At 70.2% G+C, this 24,336-nt stretch carries 28 protein-coding genes; 15 read left to right on the forward strand and 13 right to left on the reverse strand.

The genetic code is table 11. The features are described from left to right. Positions 1 to 11 precede the first annotated feature (11 nt). From WFH25_RS01550 to WFH25_RS01560, 3 genes are read left to right on the forward strand one after another with little or no spacing between them, the layout of a single operon-like run. Positions 12 to 995 (forward strand): ABC transporter permease, encoded by a 984-nt coding sequence (locus WFH25_RS01550; protein WP_229085653.1) that lies wholly within the window; start codon positions 12 to 14, stop codon positions 993 to 995. Beyond that, on the forward strand, positions 992 to 1,885 hold the full coding sequence (locus WFH25_RS01555; protein ID WP_336696589.1) for a carbohydrate ABC transporter permease: 894 nt from the start codon (positions 992 to 994) through the stop codon (positions 1,883 to 1,885). The genes WFH25_RS01550 and WFH25_RS01555 overlap by 4 nt, the downstream gene beginning before the upstream one ends. 49 nt (positions 1,886 to 1,934) lie before the next feature. Beyond that, complete coding sequence (locus tag WFH25_RS01560; RefSeq protein WP_336696590.1) at positions 1,935 to 3,590, forward strand: extracellular solute-binding protein; 1,656 nt, start codon at positions 1,935 to 1,937, stop codon at positions 3,588 to 3,590. Between the two features lie 28 nt (positions 3,591 to 3,618). On the opposite strand, the gene WFH25_RS01565 is transcribed toward WFH25_RS01560, so the two are convergent. Then, positions 3,619 to 5,064 carry an amidase gene (locus WFH25_RS01565; RefSeq protein WP_336696591.1) on the reverse strand — a complete coding sequence of 482 codons (1,446 nt, stop codon included), beginning with the start codon at positions 5,062 to 5,064 and terminating at the stop codon, positions 3,619 to 3,621. A 314-nt stretch (positions 5,065 to 5,378) separates the two neighbouring features. Here WFH25_RS01565 and WFH25_RS01570 point away from each other — a divergent pair, with 314 nt between their 5' ends. From WFH25_RS01570 to WFH25_RS01585, 4 genes are all read left to right on the forward strand, one after another. After that, positions 5,379 to 6,383 carry a glycoside hydrolase family 16 protein gene (locus WFH25_RS01570; RefSeq protein ID WP_336696592.1) on the forward strand — a complete coding sequence of 335 codons (1,005 nt, stop codon included), beginning with the start codon at positions 5,379 to 5,381 and terminating at the stop codon, positions 6,381 to 6,383. 161 nt (positions 6,384 to 6,544) lie between these two features. Then, on the forward strand, positions 6,545 to 7,513 hold the full coding sequence (locus WFH25_RS01575; protein ID WP_336696593.1) for a CPBP family intramembrane glutamic endopeptidase: 969 nt from the start codon (positions 6,545 to 6,547) through the stop codon (positions 7,511 to 7,513). Then, a complete protein-coding gene (locus WFH25_RS01580; protein WP_336696594.1) occupies positions 7,500 to 8,927 on the forward strand; it encodes a sensor histidine kinase in 1,428 nt (475 codons plus the stop codon). The genes WFH25_RS01575 and WFH25_RS01580 overlap by 14 nt, the downstream gene beginning before the upstream one ends. Beyond that, positions 8,924 to 9,598, forward strand: a complete 675-nt coding sequence (locus WFH25_RS01585; RefSeq protein ID WP_070416329.1) for a response regulator — start codon at positions 8,924 to 8,926, stop codon at positions 9,596 to 9,598. Before WFH25_RS01580 ends, WFH25_RS01585 begins: the two co-directional genes overlap by 4 nt. Here the strand turns inward: WFH25_RS01585 and WFH25_RS01590 are convergent. From WFH25_RS01590 to WFH25_RS01600, 3 genes are read right to left on the reverse strand one after another with little or no spacing between them, the layout of a single operon-like run. After that, complete coding sequence (locus tag WFH25_RS01590) at positions 9,595 to 10,203, reverse strand: dihydrofolate reductase family protein (protein ID WP_336696595.1); 609 nt, start codon at positions 10,201 to 10,203, stop codon at positions 9,595 to 9,597. The two genes, WFH25_RS01585 and WFH25_RS01590, sit on opposite strands and share 4 nt — an antisense overlap. Further along, complete coding sequence (locus tag WFH25_RS01595; protein WP_336696596.1) at positions 10,203 to 11,156, reverse strand: NmrA family NAD(P)-binding protein; 954 nt, start codon at positions 11,154 to 11,156, stop codon at positions 10,203 to 10,205. Before WFH25_RS01595 ends, WFH25_RS01590 begins: the two co-directional genes overlap by 1 nt. Further along, positions 11,153 to 11,458 carry an EthD family reductase gene (locus WFH25_RS01600; RefSeq protein WP_336696597.1) on the reverse strand — a complete coding sequence of 102 codons (306 nt, stop codon included), beginning with the start codon at positions 11,456 to 11,458 and terminating at the stop codon, positions 11,153 to 11,155. The genes WFH25_RS01595 and WFH25_RS01600 overlap by 4 nt, the downstream gene beginning before the upstream one ends. A gap of 455 nt (positions 11,459 to 11,913) precedes the next feature. On the opposite strand from WFH25_RS01600, the gene WFH25_RS01605 reads away from it, so the two are divergent. The 3 genes from WFH25_RS01605 (at position 11,914) to WFH25_RS01615 (ending at position 14,226) form a co-directional block, all read left to right on the forward strand. Next, on the forward strand, positions 11,914 to 12,084 hold the full coding sequence (locus WFH25_RS01605; protein ID WP_175475883.1) for a hypothetical protein: 171 nt from the start codon (positions 11,914 to 11,916) through the stop codon (positions 12,082 to 12,084). Between the two features lie 999 nt (positions 12,085 to 13,083). After that, complete coding sequence (locus WFH25_RS01610) at positions 13,084 to 13,566, forward strand: hypothetical protein (RefSeq protein ID WP_071296207.1); 483 nt, start codon at positions 13,084 to 13,086, stop codon at positions 13,564 to 13,566. 114 nt (positions 13,567 to 13,680) lie between these two features. Further along, positions 13,681 to 14,226, forward strand: coding sequence for a cysteine hydrolase family protein (locus WFH25_RS01615; protein ID WP_071296348.1), 546 nt, complete (start codon positions 13,681 to 13,683; stop codon positions 14,224 to 14,226). An 8-nt stretch (positions 14,227 to 14,234) separates the two neighbouring features. Here WFH25_RS01615 and WFH25_RS01620 read toward each other — a convergent pair whose 3' ends face one another. Beyond that, the gene (locus WFH25_RS01620) at positions 14,235 to 14,360 is read right to left on the reverse strand and encodes a hypothetical protein (protein WP_336696598.1); all 126 of its coding nucleotides are present in this window, start codon (positions 14,358 to 14,360) and stop codon (positions 14,235 to 14,237) included. A 181-nt stretch (positions 14,361 to 14,541) separates the two neighbouring features. On the opposite strand from WFH25_RS01620, the gene WFH25_RS01625 reads away from it, so the two are divergent. Then, positions 14,542 to 15,024 carry a DUF4396 domain-containing protein gene (locus WFH25_RS01625; RefSeq protein WP_336696599.1) on the forward strand — a complete coding sequence of 161 codons (483 nt, stop codon included), beginning with the start codon at positions 14,542 to 14,544 and terminating at the stop codon, positions 15,022 to 15,024. A gap of 106 nt (positions 15,025 to 15,130) precedes the next feature. Here the strand turns inward: WFH25_RS01625 and WFH25_RS01630 are convergent, their stop codons facing one another. After that, positions 15,131 to 15,997, reverse strand: coding sequence for a helix-turn-helix transcriptional regulator (locus WFH25_RS01630; RefSeq protein WP_336696600.1), 867 nt, complete (start codon positions 15,995 to 15,997; stop codon positions 15,131 to 15,133). 151 nt (positions 15,998 to 16,148) lie between these two features. On the opposite strand from WFH25_RS01630, the gene WFH25_RS01635 reads away from it, so the two are divergent. After that, a complete protein-coding gene (locus WFH25_RS01635; RefSeq protein WP_336696601.1) occupies positions 16,149 to 17,129 on the forward strand; it encodes an aldo/keto reductase in 981 nt (326 codons plus the stop codon). Positions 17,130 to 17,224: 95 nt separating this feature from the next. On the opposite strand, the gene WFH25_RS01640 is transcribed toward WFH25_RS01635, so the two are convergent. Next, on the reverse strand, positions 17,225 to 18,136 hold the full coding sequence (locus WFH25_RS01640; RefSeq protein ID WP_336696602.1) for a phosphotransferase: 912 nt from the start codon (positions 18,134 to 18,136) through the stop codon (positions 17,225 to 17,227). A 145-nt stretch (positions 18,137 to 18,281) separates the two neighbouring features. On the opposite strand from WFH25_RS01640, the gene WFH25_RS01645 reads away from it, so the two are divergent. Further along, positions 18,282 to 18,710, forward strand: a complete 429-nt coding sequence (locus tag WFH25_RS01645; protein WP_336696603.1) for a hypothetical protein — start codon at positions 18,282 to 18,284, stop codon at positions 18,708 to 18,710. A 59-nt stretch (positions 18,711 to 18,769) separates the two neighbouring features. Here the strand turns inward: WFH25_RS01645 and WFH25_RS01650 are convergent, their stop codons facing one another. After that, entirely contained in the window at positions 18,770 to 19,852 is a 1,083-nt protein-coding gene (locus tag WFH25_RS01650) for a hypothetical protein (RefSeq protein ID WP_336696604.1), read from the reverse strand. A gap of 119 nt (positions 19,853 to 19,971) precedes the next feature. After that, positions 19,972 to 20,196 carry a cold-shock protein gene (locus WFH25_RS01655; RefSeq protein ID WP_309888744.1) on the reverse strand — a complete coding sequence of 75 codons (225 nt, stop codon included), beginning with the start codon at positions 20,194 to 20,196 and terminating at the stop codon, positions 19,972 to 19,974. A gap of 465 nt (positions 20,197 to 20,661) precedes the next feature. Between WFH25_RS01655 and WFH25_RS01660 the strand changes: the two genes are divergently transcribed. Continuing rightward, a complete protein-coding gene (locus tag WFH25_RS01660) occupies positions 20,662 to 20,883 on the forward strand; it encodes a hypothetical protein (protein ID WP_092386858.1) in 222 nt (73 codons plus the stop codon). Between the two features lie 121 nt (positions 20,884 to 21,004). Here the strand turns inward: WFH25_RS01660 and WFH25_RS01665 are convergent, their stop codons facing one another. Continuing rightward, on the reverse strand, positions 21,005 to 21,409 hold the full coding sequence (locus WFH25_RS01665; protein WP_336696605.1) for a GNAT family N-acetyltransferase: 405 nt from the start codon (positions 21,407 to 21,409) through the stop codon (positions 21,005 to 21,007). A 100-nt stretch (positions 21,410 to 21,509) separates the two neighbouring features. Here WFH25_RS01665 and WFH25_RS01670 point away from each other — a divergent pair, with 100 nt between their 5' ends. Further along, positions 21,510 to 22,097, forward strand: a complete 588-nt coding sequence (locus WFH25_RS01670; RefSeq protein WP_336696606.1) for an acetyltransferase — start codon at positions 21,510 to 21,512, stop codon at positions 22,095 to 22,097. Positions 22,098 to 22,220: 123 nt separating this feature from the next. Here the strand turns inward: WFH25_RS01670 and WFH25_RS01675 are convergent, their stop codons facing one another. The 3 genes from WFH25_RS01675 to WFH25_RS01685 all read right to left on the reverse strand — a co-directional run bounded on the left by WFH25_RS01675 (position 22,221) and on the right by WFH25_RS01685 (position 24,328). Beyond that, on the reverse strand, positions 22,221 to 22,751 hold the full coding sequence (locus WFH25_RS01675) for a glyoxalase superfamily protein (protein WP_092386844.1): 531 nt from the start codon (positions 22,749 to 22,751) through the stop codon (positions 22,221 to 22,223). A 252-nt stretch (positions 22,752 to 23,003) separates the two neighbouring features. Further along, positions 23,004 to 24,026: a S66 family peptidase gene (locus WFH25_RS01680; RefSeq protein WP_092386842.1), complete on the reverse strand. Its 1,023-nt coding sequence runs from the start codon at positions 24,024 to 24,026 to the stop codon at positions 23,004 to 23,006. 2 nt (positions 24,027 to 24,028) lie between these two features. Next, a complete protein-coding gene (locus WFH25_RS01685; RefSeq protein ID WP_229085629.1) occupies positions 24,029 to 24,328 on the reverse strand; it encodes a hypothetical protein in 300 nt (99 codons plus the stop codon). Between the last annotated feature and the right edge of the window lie 8 nt (positions 24,329 to 24,336).

Here is a 24,336-nt window from a genome sequence, read left to right on the forward strand (position 1 = left end):
AAAGGAGCCACATGAGCGCGACGATGGTCGACCCGGCCACCGAGACGCGGACCCCACGGTCCGACGGCGTCCCGGTGGCCCGCAAGGTCCCGTTCACCGCGAGGTTGCGACGGGACTACCCGCTGCTGATCATGGTCGCGCCGGCGGTGGTCCTGCTCCTGCTGTTCGTGTACGTCCCGATGCTCGGGAACGTGATCGCGTTCATGGACTACCAGCCGTACATCCCGATCGCCCAGAGCCCGTGGGTCGGGTTGTCGAACTTCCAGGTGCTCTTCGCGGACCCGGACTTCTGGCGCGCGACGCTCAACACGCTGGAGATCACGTTCATCCAGCTGGTGCTGTTCTTCCCGGTGCCGATCGCCCTCGCGCTGCTCATCCACTCGCTGGTGTGGCCGTGGCTGCGGGCGACCGTGCAGTCGGTCCTCTACCTGCCGCACTTCCTGTCCTGGGTCATCGTCGTCGGGTTCTTCCAGCAGTCGCTCGGCTCGGGCGGTGTCGTGAACCACGCGCTCCGGCAACTCGACGCCGGCACGATCAGCGTGATGAGCGACCCGTCGACGTTCAAGCTGCTGCTGACGAGCCAGGTGATCTGGAAGGACGCCGGCTGGGGGACGATCATCTTCCTCGCGGCCCTCGCGGCGATCGACGACAACCTGTACGAGGCCGCCGCGATCGACGGCTCGGGTGCGTGGAGCCGGTTCTGGCACGTGACGCTGCCCGGCATCCGGCCGATCATCGTGTTGCTGCTCATCCTGCGGCTCGGCGAGGCGCTGTCCGTCGGCTTCGAGCAGATCATCCTGCAACGGAACGCCGTGGGGGCCGATGCCGCGGAAGTGCTCGACACCTACGTCTACTACCACGGCGTCGTCGACGGCAACTGGTCCACGGGCATCGCCGTCGGCCTGATCAAGGGCCTCGTCGGGTTCGTCCTCATCATGGCGGCGAACAAGGCCGCCCACATGCTCGGTGAGCAGGGAGTGTATTCGCGATCATGAGCACCATCGTCCGTCCGGTCTGGGCCGGGAAGCCCAAGCCCGTCGTCCTCGCGCTGAAGGCCGTCGCGATCGTCCTGATCCTCGCGGTGGTGCTGTTCCCGTTCCTCATCGTCTTCTCGACGAGCGTGTCGAGCCAGGCCGACGTCACGGCCGCCGGCGGCTACGTCGTCTGGCCGCGGTCCTTCGACCTCTCCGCCTACGTGCAGATCCTGTCCGGCGGGGTCGTCACCCGCGCCGTGGTGGTCACGCTCCTGGTGACGATCGTCGGCACGGCGATCAGCCTCGCGTCGACCGTCCTCGCCGCCTGGGCGCTCAGTCGGCAGGGATCGCTCTTCCAGCGGCCGCTGCTGACGTTCGTCCTCATCACGTTCCTGTTCGCGCCGGGGATGATCCCGCTCTACCTGATGGTCAAGCAGCTCGGGCTCCTCGACAACTACTGGGCGCTGATCCTGCCGAGCGCGTTCAGCGTGTTCAACATGGTCGTCGTCCGCGGCTTCATGATGAGCATCCCGCAGGAGCTCATCGACAGCGCGAAGATCGACGGCGCCGGCGAGTTCCGCATCCTCTGGCAGATGGTGCTGCCGCTGTCGCTCGCGGTGATCGCCGTCGTCGGGCTGTTCTACGCGGTCGGGTACTGGAACGCGTTCTTCAACGCCCTGCTCTACCTGTCGGACTCGACGAAGTGGACGCTCCAGCTGGTGCTCCGGACGTACGTGCTGCAGGGATCGAGCCTGGTGTCCGGCGCCGGGTCGGACGCGACCATGCAGCCGCCGGCGGAGTCGATCCAGATGGCGGTGGTGATGATCGCGATCATCCCGATCCTCGCCGCCTACCCGCTCGTCCAGCGCCACCTCACCAAGGGCGTCCTGACCGGCGCCGTCAAGGGCTGACGCGGCCCCGCCGATCCACCCTCCACCCGAACGCTTCAAGGGAGAAGCCATGACCGACACGACCACCGCCGGCCTCAGCCGACGGACCCTCCTCTCCGGCGCCGCCTTCGGCCTCGTCGCGTTCAGCGCGGCGGGCGGCCTCGCCGGCTGCTCCTCCGGCGGCACCGCCGCGACCATCTCCGACACGGTCGCCGCGCTGCCGACGTACGTGCCGATCACGAAGGGTCCGAAGCCGGACCTGCCCGGCAACGACGTCGTGCAGCCCGTGTACTACTCGTACCCCCAGGACAGCGAACTCTTCACCTCGGTGAGCGGGAAGGTCGCCGACGGGTCGAAGACGTCCGGGTTCGTCGTCACGTACACGGCGCCGCCGCCCGCCGACAACTCGTTCCTCGACTACATCGGTGGTCTGACGAACACCGAGTACGACCTGACGTTCGTCCCCGGCGACTCGTTCGACACGAAGTTCGCCACGATGACGGCGGGCAACGACATCCCGGACATCGTCGAGTTCCTGACCTTCGCGATGCCACCACGGTTCCCGCAGCTGCTCGACGCGAAGTTCTCGGACCTGTCGGAGTACCTGTCCGGCGACGCCGTGAAGGACTACCCGAACCTCGCGAACATCCCCACCGCCTCGTGGCGGAGTGCCCGCATCAACGGGAAGATCTACGGCGTCCCGGAGCACCGCCCGCCGTTCGGCTCGGTCATGGTCTGCCGCCCCGACCTCATCGAACAGCTCACCGGCGCAGCACCCACGCCGAAGGACAAGGACGAGTTCACCGAGCTCTGCAGGGCGGTCACGGACACCAAGGCCGGCCGGTACGCGATCGCCGGCGGCGGCGGGTCGAGCGGCGTCGACTGGTCGTACGACTTCATCGGCGCGACCTTCGGCGTCCCGAACCAGTGGAAGCAGTCCTCGGGCGGGACGCTCACGCACAAGAACGAGACCGGTGCCTGGCTCGAGATGCTCTCGTACATCAAGAAGCTCTGGAACCTCGGGATCTACCACCCGGACACCCCGAGCCTCGAGAGCGCCAAGGCGAAGACGTACATCAACAACGGCACCGTGCTCATGCACCTCGACGGCATCTCGGCGCTGCTCGACGTCACCATGCCGAAGGGGATCGTGACCGGCGGCATCGTGCCGTTCGGTGCCGACGGCGGGAAGGGCGCGAACTACCAGGGCACGTCGAGCTTCTCGTTCGCCGCACTGAAGAAGACCACCCCGGCGAGGATCCGCTCCCAGCTCCGGCTGCTCGACTACCTGTCGGCACCGTTCGGCTCGCGCGAGGCCTTCACGCTCACCCACGGCAAGAAGAACGTGCACCACACCGGCAGCGGACCGGATGCGGTGCTCACGAAGACCGGCGAGCAGATGATCAACGCCAGCTCGCTGTACCGGCTCGCGGCGGGTCCGCAGGTGCTCAACACCGCGGTCCGGATCGACGAGCAGCTCCGCCAGTCGCACGCGTGGCAGGTCGCCACGCAGGACATGCTCGTGAAGAACCCGGTCGACGGCTTCTACTCCCCCTCGGCCACGTCCACGCAGTCGGCGAACCAGGCGTTCAACAGCGTCTGCAACGACTACGTGCTCGGTCGGACGAACCTCGCCGCCGTCAAGGCCGGGGTGAAGACGTGGACCGCTGCCGCAGGCGACAAGATGCGCAAGGAGTACAGCGAGGCGATGGAGAAGCAGGGCTGAGCCCTGGGCTCCGAAACCGAGCGCCCGGTCAGGCGGTCCAGGCCGCCGGGTGCCGCCGCTGCCAGCGGAGCCGTCGCTCGAGCTGCGCGCCGATCGCCAGGAGCACCCGTTCGCCACCGGGACGCCCGATGAGCTGCACGCCCATCGGCAGTCCCGCGCCGTCCGGGTGCTCCTCGTCCGTCACACCGACGGGCAGCGTGATCGCCGGCAGCCCGGCCACGTTCGCCATCGACGTCCACGGCGAGTAGGCGCACTGGCGGCGGAAGTCCTCCTCCGGGTCGGACCCGTACCAGCCGAGCGGCCGCGGCGTGAGCGCGAGGGTCGGCGTGAGGACGGCGTCGAACCGGTCGAACGCACCGATGAGCGCCGCCGAGAAGGTGTCGAGCGCCGTCATCGCGTCGAGCACCTGCGTGCCGGTCAGCGCGCGGCCGCGGTCGACGAGCCACGACACCAGCGGCGTCAACCCGGACAGGTCGATCCCGGGGACCATCGGCAGCCGGGCAGCGCTCGACTCCCACGCCACCCGGAAGGCGTCGGCGTACGGCGCCCGGGGCATCCGGACGTCCTCGACGCCGTGCCCGACCTCGCCGAGCACCCGGACGGCGGTCTCGACGGCGGCGCGCGCCGCGGGGTCGACCACCACGTCGACGGTGTCGTCCCACGGGGAGCCCTCGAGCAGTCCGACGACGAAGCGCCCCTCGCCGCGGACGGCCGCGGCGGTGAACGGCCCCTCGCCGACGTCGGGCGTGACCAGCGCGTACGGGTGCGGCTCCGGGAGCCCGGTCGGCGCCACGAGCGCGTCGAGCAGCATGCCCGCGTCCGCGACGTTCCGCGTGATCGGCCCCGCCACCGACAGCCCGCCGACGCCCGAGCGCCCGGGCATCGATGGCACACGACCACGGCTCGGCTTCAGCCCCACCAACCCGGTCGCCGCCGCCGGGATCCGCACGGAGCCCCCACCGTCCGACCCCACCGCGGCCGGGAGGAGTCCGGCCGCGACCGCGACCGCCGCACCGCTCGACGATCCCCCGGGCGCGCGGCTCGTGTCGTACGGGTTCCGGGTCACGCCGAACCGGGTCTCCGACGACGAGGACATCCCGAACTCGGGCGACGCCGTCTTGCCGAGGCTCACCGCGCCGGCGGCGTCGAGCGCCGCGACGAGCGGGTGGTCGGCTGCCGCGGGGCGGTCGGGCAGACTCGTGGTTCCGTTCCGCGTGGCGACGCCGGCGCGGTCGTACAGGTCCTTGTCGGCGGACGGGAGGCCCCACAGCGGCCTCGACGTCGGCACCCGGTGGCCGAGGTGCTCGGCTCGGTCGCGTGCGGCGTCCCCGGTCACCGTCACGAAGGCGCCGAGACCGGGATCGAGCCGGGCGATCCTCGCCAGGTAGTGGTCGGTCACCTCGAGCGCGGTCGCCTCACCGCGTCGGATCCAGTCCCAGAGTTCCTGCGCGGCGAGGTGGTGGAGTTCGAACATCAGACCCCAGCCTAGACAGACCCGGAAATTTCCCTGAGTATCCATTCAGTGACGTGTCCCTCGTTCGGGGGCCGATCGGGCGGGATCCACGAGCCACCCTCACCCCGAGCCTGGACGATCCACCGACGGACTGCGGACCGGACGGGTTACGGTTCCGCGTCGCACCACCAACCTCAGGAGGAACGGGCCACGTGTTGACCAGGGACAACGACAGGGAACACCACGGGGGGCACAGGGACGACAGGGGGAAGGGGCGTCGCAGGGGCGCCCACGAGCAGAACGGACGGATCAGGACGCGACGAGTCGTCGCCGGCATGGCGATCGTCGCGGGCGGAGCCCTCGTGCTCGGGCTCTCGCAGCACGCGAACGAGACCGACGCCGCCACCCGCGCAGCGACGACGGGACGGACCACGACCGAGGCTCCGACCAGCGAGCCCTCCGCCACGAGCACCGCCGCGGCCGCGCCGACGACCACTCCGCCGCCCGCATCACCGGCGGCGCGACCCTCGGCCGCCTCGGCACGGATCACCGCGCGACCGTCGCCGGCCGCCACCGCCGCCACCGCCACCGCCACGCCGGTCCCCGCCGCTGCGGCCGGCACCTCGACCGCGTCGACGTCAGTACCCCGCGGCGACGTCACCTCGAACGGCCGGACGTGGAAGCAGGCGTACGCGGAGGACTTCACGACCAACGCGGCCCTCGGCAGCGTCCTCAGCACCTACCCGCAGCTCGGGGCCTACTCCGGCTACAGCGACACCAGCGGACGCGGGTACTACGCGCCGGACAAGGTGCTCAGCGTGTCGAACGGGAACCTCGACTTCTGGCTGCACTCGGAAGGTGGTCAGCCACTCGTGGCCACGGTGCTGCCGGACGGCTACCAGCCGCACACGACCGGCCGCGTCTCGATCCGGTACAAGACCACGAACACGGACGGCTACAAGTTCGTCGGCATGCTCTGGCCGAGCAGCAACGACTGGAACGAGGGCGAGATCGACTGGCCCGAGGGCGACCTCGGCAGCACGGTCCGACCGGCGTCCGCGATCCCGGGCACCATGAGCAACGGCATGATGACGTTCGACAGCTCGATCCAGCAGCACTCGGCATCCACCCAGAGCAGCGGGTACCACGTGGCGACCACCGAGTGGGACCACGGCGCGGTCCGGTTCTACTGGGACGGTGCGCTCGTCTCGACGACGCACAGTGCGGTCCCGACGGATCCCATGCGGGTCACGCTGCAGGCGGAGACCGCCATCGGCGGCGACGTTCCGGCGTCCGCGAGTGGCCACGTCGACGTCGACTGGGTCTCGATCTGGGACTGACCGAGTGAAGGACTGGAGGCGGGGGGGGCGCGGGCCCCCCGCCCCCCCCCCCTCCAGTCCGTGGTCCTCGCGTCCACGTCCTTGCATCCTTCGGAGGAACCCCGCGGAGTGCGTCCCTTCGCCGGTCGTCCGTCGGACGCCCCGTTCGTAGCGTCGATGCCATGACGATCACCACCGAAGACCGGCACACCGCCGGCACCGGCACCGCCCGTCGGACCGGGGTCCGCGGGGTCATCACGCGGCACCCGCTCGCCTCCTTCGCCACCCTCGCCCTCGGCCTCAGCTGGCTGGCGTGGATCCCCTACATCCTGTCGCCGCACGGCCTCGGCGTCTGGGACCTCCACTTCCCCGAGTTCCTCGGCACGGCGCAGTTCACCGGCGTCCTGCCGGGAGCGTTGCTCGGCCCCCTCGGCGGTGCCTTCCTCGTGACGGCGATCGCCGATGGCCGCCGCGGACTCCGCCGCTGGGTCGGTCGGCTCTGGCGCTGGCGGGTCGCCTGGTACTGGTACGCCCTCGCCCTCGTCGGCGTGCCCGCGATCATCGTCGCCACGGGGCTGCCCTTCGCCGGCGGCCAGGTGCAGGCGCCGAGTGCGCTCGCGCTGCTCGCCCTCGTCCCCGGACTCGTGGTGCAGCTCTTCTCCACCGGGCTGTCCGAGGAGCCCGGCTGGCGCGACTTCGCCCTGCCGCGACTGCAGGAGCGGTTCGGCCCGTTGGGCGCAGCCGCCGTCCTCGGCCCGCTGTGGGCGCTCTGGCACATGCCGCTCTACCTCAGCGACTGGGGCGGGTGGCCGGACGCGCACTGGACGGAGCCGGTCGTGTTCGCCCTGTTCACCATCACCTTCAACGTCGTGATGACGTGGGTGTTCAACCGCACCGGCGAGAGCCTGCCGGTCGCCCTCCTCCTGCACGTCGGCGTCAACAACACCATCTCGACGCTGTGGGCCGACATGTACCCGGGGATGACCGCCGGCACGATGATGCACGGCCTCGCGATCGTGTCGACCGGCGCGGCCCTCGTCCTGCTCGTGGTGACACGGGGGCGGCTCGGCTACACCGGCGGCGGACGCGGCGGCAGCGGCCGCGCCGTCGGCACGCCCCGACTCGTAGGATCGAACGATGGCACCCGCTGACGCGCCCGACCGACGCGACGCACGCGGCGTGCCCACCCGACGACGCCGCTGGACCGACCCGCTCGTCGCCGCCGGTACCGCCGTGATCACGCTCGGACTCCTGCTCGGCCTGCCGCCACTCGACGCCATGGACCCGGACACCACGGACACGATGGGAGCAGGCCCCGGGTTCCCCGATGTCGGCGGGAGCGCGTGGACCCTCCTCGCGATCACCCTGGTCGCCCAGTCGGCCCTGCTGCTCGGCGCCCGCCGAGCACCCCGCTCCGTGCTCCTCGCCGTCGGTGCGCTGCCGATCCTCCTGGCCCTCGTGTCGACGAGCGCCGCGGTCGGCCTCACCGCGCTGCCCGTCGTCGTGGCCGTCGTGCTCGCCACGCTCCGGGTCCCGCTCCCCCGCCTCTGGCCGGCCGTCGCGGGATCGGCGGTCCTCGTGGCGGTCGGCACGGGGATCACGTGGGCCCACGGCTCCGGCGCGATGCGGAGCGGCGTCGTGTCCGGGCTCGGCGCGTCGGCCGGGCAGGGCGTGCTGCAGGCCGTCGGTGCAGTCGGACTCTCCCTCGTGGTGACGCTCATCGTCCGGTCCCGCCGCGAGCTCCGTGCCGCACGCCGGGCCGAGTCGGACGCCCGCACCGCAGCAGCCGACGCCCGCACCGCAGCAGCCGACGCCCGGACCGCGGCAGCCGACGCGCGGACCGCCGAGGCAGCCGCCCTCGCCCGGGAGCAGGACGCCCGCGTCGAGGCGGCCGTCTCCCGCGAACGTGCCGCGATGGCCCGCGAGCTGCACGACATCGCGGCCCACCACCTGTCCGGGATCGCCCTGATGTCGGCCGTCGTCGACCGCCAGATCGACACCGACCCGGACGGCGCGCACGAGGGTGTCCGGCAGGTTCGCGAGCAGAGCACGGCCGTCCTCGAGGACCTCCGCCGCCTCGTCGGACTCCTCCGCGACGACACCCCCGCCGAGACCGTGGTCGAGACCGTCGCCGGCATCGTCGACCTCGTCGAGGCCGCCCGCACCCGCAGCGCGGTCGAGCTCACCGTGCAGCCGGGCGACCACCCGCTGGCGGCCGGCGTCGGTCCGCTCACCCAGCTCGTCGCCTACCGCACCGTGCAGGAGGCCCTCGCCAACGTCGCGCTCCACGCCGCAGGCGCACCGTGCCGGGTGACCGTCGACGACCGCGATCCCGACCACCTGACGGTCCGCGTCGAGAACGGGGTGCCCACCGCACCGTCCGTCGGCAGCTCGCCGTCGGGTGGGAACGGACTGCGCGGCATGCGCGAGCGGGCAGAACTGGTCGGGGCGCGCCTCCAGGTCGGACCCACCGGTGACGGTGGCTGGACGGTCGAGCTGGTGACGGCTCGGGAGGCGCGACCCGACGCCGACACGTCGGCCGACGCGCCGGAGGTGGCCGGGTGATCCGCGTGCTGGTGGCGGACGACCAGCCGCTGGTCCGCGCCGGTGTCTCCGCCCTCCTGTCCGCAGAGCCCGACATCGAGGTCGTCGGGGTCGCCGCCGACGGCGGCGAGGCCCTCGCGCTCGCCCGGAGCACCCGGCCCGACGTCGCGTGCCTCGACATCCGGATGCCGGTGCGGAACGGCATCGAGGTCACGCGCGAACTCTGCGCGCCCGGGGCCGACCCCGCGGTCCCGGTGCTCGTGCTCACCACGTTCGACCTCGACGACCTCGTGTTCGGTGCGCTCGAGGCGGGTGCGTCGGGCTTCCTCCTGAAGGACGCCGAGCCGGACGTGATCGTCGGAGCCGTGCGGCAGGTCGCCGCCGGGAACGGCACCATCGACCAGGCGCTCACCCGTCGCGTGCTGCGCGAGTTCGTCGCGCGGCGGAGCCTGCAGCCGGTGTCGGGCGACCGGGCGGACGAGGTCCTCACGGCTCGCGAGCGGGACGTGCTCCTGCTGCTCGCCCAGGGGATGTCGAACGAGGAGATCGCCGCCGCGCTCGTCGTCGAGGTCTCCACGGTGAAGTCGCACCTCGCCCGGATGCTGCCGAAGCTCGGGGTGCGGTCGCGGCTGCAGGCCGTGGTGTGGGCGTACCAGAACCGGATCGTGACGGTGCCGGGGGCGAACGGTTAGCTGCGGCGGCGGTACCGGATGTGGGTCGTCAGCGGCGAGTGCAGGACCTCGACGGGCTCGAAGTCGAACGACTCGGCGCCGTCCTCGAAGATCCGCTCCCCGGAGCCGAGCAGCACCGGGGCGACGTCGAGCGTGAGTTCGTCGACGACCCCGGCGGCGAGCGCCTGGCGGACCGTCGAGGCGCCGCCGGCGATGTCGACCCCGGCGTCACCGGCCGCCTCGACCGCGCGGGCGTAGGCGGCGTCGAAGCCGTCGGTGACGAAGTGGAAGGTCGTGCCGCCGTCGAGTTCGATCGGGTCGTGCGCCGTGTGCGAGAGCACGAAGACGGGTGCGTGGTACGGCGGTTCGTCGCCCCACCAGCCCGTCCAATCATCGGGCCGCTCGGTGCTGGGCGGCCCGAACATGTTCTGTCCCATCACGTACGCGCCGCGGGGTCGCATGAGCCAGCCCGCTGCCGTGCGGTCCGCCTCGCCGACGTCGGCGCCGGGCATGTGCCAGGTGTGGAGCTCCCCGCCCCGGCGTCCGAGGGGTTGGTCGAGGCGCTGGTCGGGCCCGGCGACGAAGCCGTCGAGGGAGATCGACATGTGGCAGGTGGTGTCGGTCATCAGGTGCGCTTCCGTTCGGGGGCTCCGGCTCGGGGCTCAGCTCCGTCGAGGGCTCCGGCTCCGACGTGTTCTGCGAGCACGTCCTTCACCGTCGTCCAGCCCTCTGCACCGTACCGCTCGTCGTCGACGTGACGCAGTGTGGCCTCACCGCTGAACATGCTGACGAAGTACTGCATGCCCTGCCACGCCGGGAACGGCTCGTCGTCGCCGGCCTTCGACAGGCGTCGTCCGACCCGGGCCATCGCCGAGAGCGTCGACGCGGTTCCCGCCCACTGCAGTCGGAAGGGGGTGCCGGTGAGCCGGGACATCGTGTCGGCGATGCTCCGCGAGGTCACCCGGTCCCCCGCGACCTCGACGAAGCGCGGTGCACCCGGGTCGAGCGCGACGAGGGCGGTGGTGCGGGCGACGTCGTCCTTCGTGGTGAAGTCGAGCACTTGGTCGGCCGAGGACCAGTAGAGCACCCGCTGTCGGTCGAACAGGATGAGCGGCGCCTGCCCGGTGAGCATGTCGGTGAACGCGCCGTTCAGCACCGAGGTCGCCCGGATGCGTGCTGCGTCGAGGTCGGCGGCGAACTCGCGGCGCAGCTCGAAGTTCCGGTTCGTCCCCGGGGTGATGGAGCGGTAGTCGGCGGCGTAGTCGGACGGGATGAACCGTTCGACGCCGGCGTCCACCGCTGCCCGGAGCAGGGCGCGCTGCGCGTCGACGATCACCGAGCGCGTGCCGCTCACCGCGGACACCACGACCTCGGCCCCGGCGAGCGCCGAGGTCAACGCTGCGTGGTCGTCGTAGTCCGCGCGGACGATCTCGACGTGGTCGTCGCCTTCGGTCGGCGCAGTCGCCGTGGACCCGGGGCGGGTCAGGACGCGGACGTGGGTGTCGTGCCGACGGAGTGCCCGGACGATGCGTCCGCCGAGGTCACCGGTCGCGCCGGCGACGAGGACGGTGGTGGTCACGCCTTCTCGACGTCGGAGAAGAGCCCGGTGAAGGTCGCTCCGGTGGCGCCGAGCTGGCCGAAGAACGCGCCCGCTTCCTCGCCGGCGACGGCTGCGGAGGCGTCGTCGTAGGAGTCGAAGTACAGGTCGAGCGTCCGGTGGGCCGGGGTGGGCGTACCGTCCTCCTTCGGCCAGACCTTGCCGGCCTCGAGGCGGCGGAGCTTCGGCAGGGCGCCGGCTGCTTCCTCGAGTGCGGGGTAGGCCTGCTCGAAGGCGGCGGGGTCGGTCGGGTTGTCGATGATGAGGGTGATCTTGGTCGTCATGGGGCCAGTGTTCTCCCTCGTCGCTGTCGCCGTCCGGAGGGGTCGGATCTCGTCGGTGCGCGCCCACTCGTCGCCGTCGCGTTCGGCTGGTCACCGGATGGTTCGGGGAGGTTCTGGTCCGCGATGCGACGCCGACTCGTGCGGTACGGCTGGCCCGAGCGAGCCCTCGGTCGCCCGCCTCGGTGGCCGATCGGCTGACGAGCCGAGCTCGCAGGCCTGTGGCTGGACGCGGCGAGTGTCAGACGCCCACCTGCCCAGGCGGACCGCAGACTGGCCGACCGGTGGAGCACCTCCCCCTCTCGGTGGATGCGCGGGCTCTCGCGCAGCTGTCAGGCTCCGACCGGCGCAACGCGTCATACCGATGAGGGGATCGAACGTGAATACAAGAACATACGCACTTCGACGCACGGCCTTCGTGAAGACCGCCCGGAACAACTGCAGTTGAGGTGCAACCGATGTTGCTGAAGTTCATCCCGATCCCGATCATCATCCTCGGCTTGATCGGTTTCCTCGCCGACATCAGTTGGTGGTTGCTCGCCATCCTCGGAGCCGCCTCGGCACTCGCCCTCATCGCCGGGGACGCCCTGATCGCTCGACGCAAGCGGCAGACGTCAGCACGCCGTTGAGACAACGAGAGCCCCAACACCCATCGGTGCTGGGGCTCTCGTTTCCCACACCGCAGCGTTCCTCGAATGCGAATCCGGTCGGAGTAGCGCAACTCAGCGTGACACTCATCACCAGAACGCCCCGCCCCGCCTACCGAACACGCGTGCGGGAGAGGATCGGCTAACGGGGCGCGATGTGCGCGACTGCTCCCGGCCTTGCTCGGTAGCGTAGGAACGGTGCCCCGATCGAAGCTTGCATTGTCTCCGATGACTCAGCGTCAAACACGACTGTCTCGCGCGTGCGTCGCAACGACCGCGAATGTCGCCCGATGACGGTTGCTCTCGGGATCCTGGCGGTGGTGGTTTGTTTCGCGCTCATCGTCGTGCGCGCCACTCGATGGGGCAATGCCGCTCGTGATCGAGTTGAGGGAAAACCCCGGAAGCCCATCACTCCGGGGACCTGGGTCGTGTTCGGGATCGTCCTCGCTCTCGCGGCGACCTCGCTCGTTGTACAGCTTGTGAGCAACTAACGCTTTGCCATCGGCAGCGCTGGTCCGACAGAGAGGACCGGTCATGGACCCGTGGAACGGGGGCACCGACGTCTCGTTGAACGATCGGCTATCGAACGTCCCGTTCGTCGCTTCGCTGTCGCCACTCGCCGCCAGCGTAGTCAAGCGTGTACAGCCCACTGATCGTGAGTGGAGAGATCGCCAGGAACACGATCATCGAGTCGACGCGGAACAACAGGAGCGCAGCGACACCCAGGAGAACGACCCCTACGAGCACCAACGTCCATAGCGGGAGGCGTCGACCTGATCGCCCAAGAGTCGTCGTGTTGGTGAAGCTATCCGGAGGTGGCCGGTAGCGGATCGGCTTACGTGCCCCTCTGTGGTCAGAGCCACGAGGATCGGCCACACTGGTCGGGTGCGTCTCGATACCGTACTGACCGAGGCGGACGTCCCCACCGTCCGAGCTGAGGTTGCTGCGCTCCGGCTCCCGGGACGTCGACTAGCGCGAGGCGTGACCACGCGACGCGACGGGCGTAAAGGCCCCTCGCAGTTTCAAACCGTCGTCGACGAGCGGAACAAGAGCTGGACGTTCGACCAGCAGGGGTATGCGCACCGCGACCGCTACCAGGACGGCGTCCTCCACACCGTTGACGGGTCTTCGGAAGTCAGCTTCGCTCGCAGCGGCACGGTTGCCTCTCCCGTCCGCCTGCTCACCCCTGAGTTGCTCCTCCTCTGGGGCTCACCCGCGAGCTACGCCCCGGTGCTCGTCCAGCGCGTCAGGGGTCATTGGCTGCTCTTCACGTTCGAGCACGAGCTCGACCCCGCACAACGCACGACGCTTGTCATCGACGAACGTGACGGAGTCGCCTACCGCTCGTACGGAGTGGATCAGGTCACGGTGATCACCGAGCTCCGCATCTTGGACGACGACGAGTCGATGCCTCCGCGCCCGCGCTTCCCGCGATTGCAGGAGTGGCCCCGGCTCGAGTACTGAAGCCACGCGCCTGTGGCGGCGACCGGTTGCCGATCAGATGTCGAGACCTTGCTCAGGGCCCGACGCTTGTCCGACCAGTCATCCGGATCGCACATGGGTGACAGGATGCTGGTCATGCCGACCATGAATGCGCTTCTTGTCATCGATCTGCAGCGGGGCGTGATGAGGAACTGTTTCGACGCGGAGGGTGTGCTCGCGCGGACCGCCCGACTCGTTGATCGTGCCCGAGCAAGCGATGTGCCTGTCGTGTGGGTGCAGGATCACGACGACTTCGCGGAGGGGTCCGCAGACTGGCAACTGGCGGCGCCGCTGGAGCGGCGATCGAACGAGCCACTGGTGAAGAAGGCGTACCGGGACTCGTTCTCGGACACGGACCTCGACGAGGTCCTGGATCGCTTGGGCGTGCGGCATCTCGTCGTCGCGGGTGCGCAGAGCGACTACTGCATCCGGACGACGACCCAGGCCGCGGCCGCGCGCGGCTTCGACGTGACGCTCGTGTCCGACGCACACACGACGACGGACGCAGAGCACGACGGTGTCCGCATCAGTGGGGAGCAGATCATCGCCCACACGAACATGTACTTCGGCGGGCTCAGGTACCCCGGCCGGCACTACGCCGCCGAGCGACACGACCGAGTGGAATTCGCGCCCGGTCCCTGACGGATCGGCTACCGGATGAGCTCCTGGATCACATCGAGGCCGTCGCGGCAGCGCTGGACGTACCCGGCGTACAGATCCGCACGGTTGTCGAGCGCCCAGCGGGTGACGTCGACGAGGTGCAGAGCGGTCGTCATCGCGAGTTCATCCCGCACCCGGTCCGAGCCGATCTGGGAGGCGGCAACCCGGTGTCCGGATCTACGCCGTCACCGCCGCGTCCCGACAAATCGGGAACACGACGAAGCCGCTGACGTTGGTACCGATGATACCCCCTGAGGGTATGGCTGAGCAGGAGCAAGCCTCGGAGATCGGAGCAGCATGGACACACATGAGCACCACCAGATGACCGGCCACGATGGCGGGAACGGGGCGTCATGGTCGATGGCGGCTCAAGCGACGCTGCATTGCCTGACCGGCTGCGCGATCGGTGAGGTCCTCGGCATGGTGATCGGTACTGCCGCTGGGTTCCACAACGCCGGCACGGTCGTGCTGTCGATCGCCCTCGCGTTCATCTTCGGCTACGCCCTGACGATGCGTGGCGTCATCAAGTCCGGCCTGTCCCTCGGAGCAGCGTTCAAAGTCGCGCTCGCGGCGGACACCGTCTCGATCGCCGTCATGGAGCTGATCGACAACAGCGTCATCGTCGCGATCCCCGGCGCGATGGACGCCGGGCTCGGTGACTGGCTGTTCTGGGGCTCCCTGCTGCTTTCCCTCGCGATCGCGTTCGTGGCTACCACCCCAGTGAACCGATGGATGATCAGCCGCGGCCTCGGCCACGCCGTCGTCCACGGCTCCCACTGACCCGGTCAGCAACCAGAGGATTCCCGGACACCATCCGAACAGGTCCCAGCGCAGCGGGCGTCGGATCGTCGCGCGGGGCCGAGCAAACCGTCGAGGAGTGAGGCAATCAGTTGCCGGGAAAACCAGCGGGATGCATTGCCCAGCTTCCAAGCAGACCCAGCGCCTCTGCGGACGGTGAGCCTGGCTCGGCGAGGTAGGTCACGATCACTATGCCGTCGCTGGACGGCAGGGTGAGTGTCTCGAACGACAGCGTCATCGGACCGACCACCGGGTGGTTGATCCGCTTGGTGCCCGTCACGTGCGTACGGACGGTGTGCCCACCCCACCAGGTCCGGAACTCGGTGCTGCGGGTCGCGAGCTCCCCGACGAGCGCCATCAGTGCACGGTCGGTCGGGTCCTGCCCCGCGAGGAGCCGCAGGGCGGACACGGCCTCGCGGGCGCTGGTCTCCCAGTCCGGATAGAACGTCTTCGCCCGCTCGTCGAGGAACAGGTACCGGGCGCCGTTCAACGGTGCCGCGCCGGCGGGGAACAGGTCGGGGAACAGTGCGCGACCGAGCGCGTTCGAGGCCGCCGAGGTTGTCACGCGGTTCATCGCCACCGCGGGCACGTCCCGCATCGTGTCGAGCAGCTGCACCACCAACGGCGACACCGCCGCTGCCGGCTTCGCCTGGCGGGTCCGTCGGATACCGCCCGCGGCCGTGCGGGCGAGGTCGAACAGGTGCGTGGATTCGGCATCGTCGAGCTGCAACGCGCGGACCAGTGCGTAGAGGACGGACTCGGACACACCGCTGAGGTCGCCGCGTTCCATCCGCGTGTAGTAGGCGGTACTGACGCCGGCCAGCTGCGCGACTTCCTCCCGGCGAAGACCGGGCACGCGTCGCTCGCCGCCGAAGGTCGTCAGCCCAGCGCGTTCCGGTGTGATGCGGGCACGGAGCGCCGTGAGGAACTGCTGCACATCGTTCACGGAGGCCATGAACGCGACGGTAGACCCGCGGCGAAGGTTCGTGGGAGTCACTGGTGTTCGCTCCCAGACGTCCGCCTGGGGGCTAACGCTGGTGGCTCCCACTCGAGCAGATCACGAACCTACGGTGAATCCACTCACCCACTTCCAAAGGAGCACCACCGTGGAGTACACCCGTCTCGGCACATCCGGCCTCAAGGTCAGCCGGCTCACCCTCGGCTGCATGAGCTTCGGCACCCCCAACGACTTCCAGCCCTGGGCCCTCGACGACGACGCCGCGGCACCGTTCTTCAAACAGGCCGTCGAACTCGGCATCACCACCTGGGACACCGCCAACGTCTACGGCGGCGGCACTTCCGAGGAGATCGTCGGCCGCGCCATCCGGGAGTACGCCTCGCGCGAGCAGATCGTCCTCGCAACCAAGATCTACTGGCCCATGTCACAAAACGCCGGCGGCGGCGGACTCAGCCGGAAGGCGATCCTCGAACAGGTCGACGGGTCACTGACCCGCCTCGGCACCGACTACGTCGACCTGATGCAGATCCACCGCTACGACCCCGACGTCCCCGTCGAAGAGACCATGGAAGCGCTCCACGACGTCATCAAGGCCGGGAAGGTCCGCTACATCGGCGCCTCGTCAATGTGGGCATGGCAATTCGCCAAGATGCAGACCACCGCCGAACTGCACGGCTGGACGAAGTTCGTGTCCATGCAGGACCAGTACAACCTCCTCCAGCGCGAGGAAGAGCGCGAGATGCAAGGCCTCCTCGCAGACCAGGGCGTCGGCAACCTCATCTGGTCGCCGCTGAACGGCGGCACCGTCGCGCGGCCCTGGGGAGACACCAGCAGCTCCCGCGCGGCATCGACACCGGCCACCGACCAGTTCGGTCGACCCCTCTTCCAGAACTCCGACAAAGCGATCATCGACGCGGTGGAGCGCATCGCGGCCGACCACGGCATCTCGATGGCGACCGTGGGCCTCGCTTGGGCCCTGAAGAACCCCGTCGTGGACTCCCCGATCGTCGGCGCGACGAAGGAGAGACACCTGACCGACGCCGTTGCCGCGCTCGACCTCGCCCTCTCCGACGACGAGATCGCCGCACTCGAGGCGCCCTACACGCCCCGCGAGCCGACCTTCTTCTGAGCACAGCTCCACCATCGAGGCGGGCGCCGGACCACTCGTCCGGTGCCCGCCTCCGTCATCTGCCTCGAACGGGAACCGTCTCGGTAGCCGATCGGCTACCGGATGAGCTGCTGGATCACATCGAGGCCGTCGCGACAGCGCTGGACGTACCCGGCGTACAGATCCGCACGGTTGTCGAGCGCCCAGCGGGTCACGTCGACGAGGTGCAGAGCGGTCATCATCGCGAGTTCATCCCGCGCCCGGTCCGAGCCGAGACCGGCGGCTTCCACGAAGTCGTCGTACTCCTGCCGATCGACCGATTCGTCGATGAAGCACCACTCGAAGACCCGCCGAGCGTCGGTCCAAGGCGTTGGTCCGGTCTCGGCGCCGCCCCAGTCGATCAGGACGGGTGGGACCTCCGGGCCTTGGGAGATGAGGTTGCGTGGCGCGAGGTCGCCGTGTGCCAGGCCGTGTTCGTAGGTCCCACTGGCCAGGTGGGCGAACATGCGATCGAGGACTGCTCGTTGCTCGTAGGCGCCGTCCGTGAAGAGCACGTCATCCTGCCCGAGGGAAGTGCGGTTGTAGTCGAGGTGCGCGGCCCACGCGGTGTCGAGGTCCTTCCCGAACCGGGAGTAGAGGGACAGTGGGGCGTCGTGCAGGGGCACCCTAGCGACCGTGCGGGCGTAGGCGCCGAGCCACGACCACGGCCGCAGGACCGCGCGGTCGTCAGGTGCGACGTAGGTCGACAGCGAGAACCGAACCCCGCCCTCCACTCCGTGAGCGAGGGGTTCCGCGGTGGCGATGCCCGTTCGGGCGGCAGCGTCCGCCGCCCAGGCCTCGACTGGGAACTCATCGGCACGGAGCGGATCGACCGGGTACCGGAGAACGACGGGGTTGCCTCCTGCGCGTTCGATGCGGAACGTGTGGTTGACCGTGCCGCCCGGGAGCGGTTCGAGACGTGTGGGCGTTCCACCGATGCTCCGCATCACCGCGCTGAGCCAGGCGTCGTCGACCATGGTGGTGTCCACCCTCCCATTGTGATGCGGATGGAGCCCGCAGCTGCGGGCCGACCGGTCGTCCGCCCGCACTCCTCTGGGTGGCGGCTGAGCGCGAGACGGGGACGGCCAGCAAGATGGATCGGACCACGCGAGCGCGGCGGTCGGAGAGGACACCGTGACGAACGACAGCAGCGATGCCGGACTGCAGGCAATGATCGACCGAGCCGGGCAGATCACCGCCGACGAGGCAGAGTCGCTCGACATCGCGTGGAAAGCCGACGAGGCGATCCTGCTGCCGGAACCGAGTGCCTCCCTCGCGATCCAGGGAGGCGCTGACGGGCGGATGGTCACGAACGCCGACCTCGTGGCCGCTTGGCAGCACGCGCTCGAGGCCGCTGGCGCAGCGGGACGCGTCGAGGAGATCGAGGCCGCGCAGGAGGCTGGACGCGCGGTGCGACAATCGGAGGCGCACCTCCGGGATCGTGCGGGCGCCGAGGAAGCAGTCCGATCCGCGGTGCTCGCGAGCGGGGTACGCGACCTCGTCTCGGACGACGAGTACGCCACGCTGACGGCCGTCTGGCGCAAGGTGCTCGGAGAGGTCTGAATCGTCGGCTGGTCGCGCTCCACCCAGAGTGCCTCGTCACCTGGTGTCGAGCCGGCGGGTCAGGGGCGAGCGACGCCGCTGAAGTCCGGGGAGCCGTCCGGCGCCGCCGGCACCGGCGTCCCGTCGACGTAGCGCGGCCACGCGAGCGCGCGGGCACCATCCGGTCGACGTTCGTAGAGCAGACCGTCGCTGCCCGTGACCGTCAGCGCCGTTTCCTGGGTCGTCGAAGCGCCGTCTGCTCGGGCCGACCGGGCCGCCTCAGCCGGAGGCACCTCGTGGTCGACGAGCCGCCCGGATGCCGCTGGAGGGACGGCAGGTCCGGGCACGCTCGTCCACTCGCCGACGGGCGGAACGGCTGCAGCGTGCCGCTCCGAGCCTGACGTCGCCGTGGGCTCCACCACCGGTGGCGTGGTGGAGGCCGCACCGTCCGGCGTCGAGGACGGTCGTGGCCACACGGCTGCGGACGGCGCGGAGGACCCACCCTGGCCCCCGCGGTCGTGGTCACGCGGTCGGAACAGCGCGTTGCTCAGCGGCACGACGACGGTTCCGAGCAGGTCGAGGATGACCACGACCCACACCAGTCGCCAGAACCCGCTGGCGAGGTCGAGGTCGGGAGCGAGGAGGGGCACCGACAGCAGCAGGGCGAGGAGCGCGATCACCCCGACGGTCGCCTTCGCGACGAGCTGCAGAAGCGGGGTCGGGTACCGCCGGTGGATGACGAGGAGCAGGTGCACGTGCAGCAGCGCGAAGCGTGCGACGAACACGATGCCGATCCACTGCATGAACCGTTCGCCGACGAGCCAGATCCCGTCCCCACCGAGCGGGTCGACCGGCACGATCCAGACCTTGGCCAAGCCGGTCACGAGCAAGTACAGCGAGACGACGATGCTCGCGAACGCGAACCTCCCGGACCGCCGCGACGACACGTCGGCGTCGTACCAGGACAGGAGCGCGAACACGACGACCACGACGACGGTCAGCAGGAGTTGCACGGCGACCCGGCCGAAGTCCCCGAGGAGCACCGCGACGATGCCGACCAGGCCAGCAGCGACGACGGCACCGATGATCGTCCGGAACACCAGTGGACGGACTCTCGCCCACCGTGGGTCGATCGTGCCCGTCACCACATCCGTGCTCGCCATGCGCGCCCTCCCTCACGTCGATGTCCCCGAACACTAGCGGCGCTCGACCGTCCGCACAGCACCGTGAACGGGGGCCGCTCGGTCCGCGCACGGCCGTCCCTTCGACCATCGGTCAGTGATCAGATGCCCGTGACGCTGTGCGCTCGGAAGAAGTACCCGTCCTGTCCGGCGGGGTAGGGCTCCACCTCGAACCGCACGGCCTGGCCGGGCCGCAGCGAGAGGAAGCCGGGACCATCCAGGACGGAGAAGTGCACGAAGACGTCAGACTCGAGCGCTTCCGAACGAAGGGCACCCCAGCCGTCGTCGTCACTCCACCAAACGCAAACGCCTTCGACGACCTGCACGACCGCAACGTACCGCGTGGAGGCAACCAGCTGGTGAAGGTCAACCACAGCGGGATCATCGGTCGGGGCCGTCCACGCCTGTCGGCGACCAATCGCTGCCCCATCCGCTGGCGCGCGGGTCGGCGACCACGCTGTTGGTGGCCTCCGACATCGCCCGCAGCGAAGTGAGGCCTACGGACCCGGCCCGGCTCGAACGGGCAGCCACCCTCGCCGTGCTGCGGGCAGGACGCACCCGTACCGGGTAGATGCGCCTTGGACGGGCTCGCGTGGAGCCTACAGCCGCTCAGCGAGCAGTCGTTCTGGGTCCTGTCGGCGGGCATCTGTGCGAACCGGCGGTCGTCGTGACCGTCGGCGCGCTCCGTGCTCGCCACGCGGGCGAGCGGTAGCGGTCCGCCGAGCAGCTGACTCCAGCACTTTCGACGACCGATCCGCTTGCACGACGACGGAGCGGGTAGCGTCCCCCTGGTGAGCACTCTGTGGATCGGGCTGGCGGCCGTGGTCTGCCTTGCTTGGGGCAGTGTCCTGCTCACCTTCCCCGAGCCGATCGCACGGTTCTCTCGGAAAGTGCAAGGCGAGTTCTGGGGAGGTCAGTTCACCCCGGAGTTGTCGAGGTTCATCGGGTGCGGTTTCGTGCTCGGCGGTGTGGTGGTGGCAGTGTCGCTGCTCGTGCACATCCTTCGTGGTTGAAGGAGCGCCTCTTCGGAGGAGCTCCCACCGAGCCAGGTCGGTCGTCCGAGCAGTCAGCTGTCGAGTGCGATGACCATGACGCCCCACGACGAGCACTTCACAAGACGACCGAGACACCGGATCAGCGCAGGTGCACGAGTCCAGCGCGCGTCGGGAAGAACCCGCAGGCCCCCTCGTAGAACGGCACCATGTCCTCGCCGTAGTCGACGAACAACCACTCGCAGCCGGCAGCCCGGACCGCGTCCACCGCGAAGCGGACGACCGCGGTCCCGAGGCCCTGGTGCTGACGAGACGGATGTGTCTTCGTGTCGATGAGGAACGCGTGGTCGGCGCCGTCCCACGCGACGTTCACGAATCCGACCAGGGCCCCGTGCGTGTCCCGGGCCGCGACCCAGCCGAGCGAGTGCGGGCGGACCCGATCCCACCAACCGGGCTCGGGCGTCCCTCCGTGCGCCGCGGTGAGGTCCACGAGCTCGTCGTCGCCGATGCTCGAGCGCCAGGTCAGGGTCACGTCCAGGTGGTGCATCGTCCCAAGCTCCCACGAGGGAGTCGGCTGCACCAGGGGCGTCAGCACGGACCGGCGTCCGACCGACCACGCCCGGAGCGGCCGTGCGAGGATCGGAGCCGTGGGGGGAACGAGAGTGTTGCCAGCGGACGCGCCCGAGGTCGCAGAACTCGAAGCGCAGGGGTGGAGCGTCACCGCCCGGTCGTTCGGCGCCCAGCTCGACGCCGACCGGATCGACCGGCAGCGGCTGCAGGCGCTCGTGGACCGCACCGCCGACATCGGGACGACGCGGCCGCTCGGTCCCGACGACGTCGACGCGGTCCTGCGGCTCGACGCGCTGACGGCCCACGACTACCCCGGCGGCGTCGCGACCCAGCACGAGCCGCTCGACCGCGGGGCAGCGACCCCGACGACGTCGAGGCCCGCGTTCGGCACGGTCACGCCGGCCGGCGAACTCGTCGCGATGACGTTCGTCGACACGGACGGGCCCCACGCGGAGACCCGCTTCACGGTCGTGTACCCCGGTCTGCGCGGCCGCGGGCTCGGACAGACGGTCAAGGCTGCGTCGGTGCTCGCGTTGGCGGACGCGGGCACCACCCGGTTCCGCACCGGCGGTTCCGCGGAGAACACCGCGATCACAGCGGCGAACGCCGCCCTCGGCTACGTCCGCGACGAGGAGTGGGTGACGCTCGAGCCGCGCCCTCGGTGAGGACGTGCGCACCGTCGGACGGGAGGCGCGGGTCGGGCCCGCGCCGCGCCTCCCGTCCGTCAGACCAGCCGCTGGGCGATGCTGCCGACCGGTCCGTCGAGCACGGCCTCGTCCTGGTGCAGCTCAGCTCCGCGACGACGCGTTCGGTTCCCAGAACTGGAGCCGGTTGCCGAACGGGTCGATGACGAGCATCGTCCGTCCCCAATCGTCGGAGTCCAGGCCGGGCCGGGACCGCGGGTGCCGCTGCGCGAGCAGGACGTCCCGGTAGGCGGCGACGTCGTCGACGACGAGCATGACGGCCCCTCCCGGTGTGGCGTCACCGTGGTGCTCGGTCAGGTGCAGCACCTTGCCGTCGAGCGACACCTGCGCGTACACGGGGAGGTCCGGTTCGAACCGGTGTTGCCATTCCCACTCGAACCCGAGGTAGTCGCAGTAGAAGGCTCGGGCGACCGCGTGGTCGAACACCCGCAACACCGGGATGACCCTCGGCGCGCTGCGCTGCTCCGAGTCTTGCCGGTGGTGCAACGCGGCCAGGGTGTTCCAGTCACGGAGGCCTGCTGCGTGGGCGGCTGCCTCGAGCACCTTCGAGTGCGGGATGTCAGTGCCGGTGCTGAGCTCGCGGGCGAGTCGCTTGGCTTCTTCGATCGTGATCACGATGTTCCAATCGCGCGATGGGGCCTGGTTCCTGCGTTGCCAGGGATCGCGGAAGGATCGAGATCGACCGGAAGAGGATCGTTCGTCGGTGTTCACCGGATGCAGGGGCTGGCCACCGGAGCCGACGTCAGCCTACCTCCGGGCGTGCTACCGGTCGAGGGTCGCTGAGCGCACGGCGCTCCGGTCGTCCGGTCGGCGTGCGCACCGACGGACGGGAGGCGCGGGTCGGGCCCGCACCGCGCCTCCCGTCCGTCAGACCAGCCGCTGGGTGATGCTGCCGACCGGTCCGTCGAGCACGACGTCGGCGAGCGCGCCGTTCACCAGCGGCATCTGCGGCGGCTGGTGGCCGGTGTCGAAGTCGAGCACCACGGGGATGCCGAGGTCGCCGAGTGCGTGCCGCACGGCCTCGTCCTGGTCCAGCTGGGGCACCGCCGCTCCCTCGGTGCGCCCGATGAGGACGCCGTTCGCGTCGTCGAACCAGCCGGCGAGCCGCAGCGACGTGAGCATCCGCAACGCGGTGACCGCGTTCGACTCCGCGACCTCGAGGTACACGATCGTGCCCTCCGGCGCGTCCCGCCGGGCGAAGCCGGGGACGTCGCCGTAGGGGGTGCCGGCGAGCAGTGACACGGTCTCGAGGCACCCGCCGATGAGGCGTCCGCGGATCGCGACCTGGGACGCGCCGTCGAGGGCGCGCCAGCGGGTCGGGGTGTCGTAGGCGCCGTCGCGGTCGAGGACCTCGTCGACCCACGCACCCCACGGGCGGCTGCGACGACGCGGGGCACTGCGCTGCTCGACCGTGCCGCCGGTTGGGAGCGCTGCGACCTCGGTCCACCTGGCGAACTCGGTGGGGAGCTCGTACGGCTCGTCCATCAGGTTCGCACCGTGCAGGGTCGCGAGGCCCGTCATCGTCGTGAGCGGGAGGAGCAGGGTCGAGATGTCCGACCAGCCGGCGAACCAGGCGCGCGAGGCGGCGAGGGCGTGCCAGTCGACCGACCCGACGAGTTCGATCGCGAGCTCACCACCCCACGGCGGGAGGACGACGTCGGCGCTCCGGAACGCGTCGTGCAGGTCGGCGACGCGTTCGGTGACGCTGGCCGGGACGAGCCCCGGTGTGGTGGCGTGCGGCCGCACGTGCACGCTGAGTCCGCGAGCCGTCAGGGCGTCCGCACCGTCCTGCAGTCGGCCGTGCAGGTGCTCGGGGACGCCCATCGACGGTGCGGGGACCTCGACGCGCCCGCCGGCGACCAGGGGCCTCGGGTAGGTGATGCCCGCCATGCTCAGGCGGGGGCCATCCGACCGGCGCCGACCGGCAGCGGTCCGGCGCGGTACACGAGCGACACGTCGGTCGCGGTCACGGTCCTGGTGGCTGCGCCGAAGCGCCACACGCGGTTGTAGAGGTAGACGCCGATCTCCGTGCCGCCGTCGTCCGGGACCGCCCACGTGCCGGTCCCCCACTGCGCCGGGTGCCCGACGCCGTCGATCGTCACGGTCGGTCGGGCGAACCAGGTGAGCATCGGGCGGGTGATCTCGAGTTCCACGCGACGCTTGGTCGTGCCGGACGGCTGTGTCGTTTCCACCGTCGCAG

Origin of the sequence: Curtobacterium sp. USHLN213 (genome assembly GCF_037144815.1) — a bacterium.
Classification (GTDB): Bacteria; Actinomycetota; Actinomycetes; order Actinomycetales; family Microbacteriaceae; genus Curtobacterium.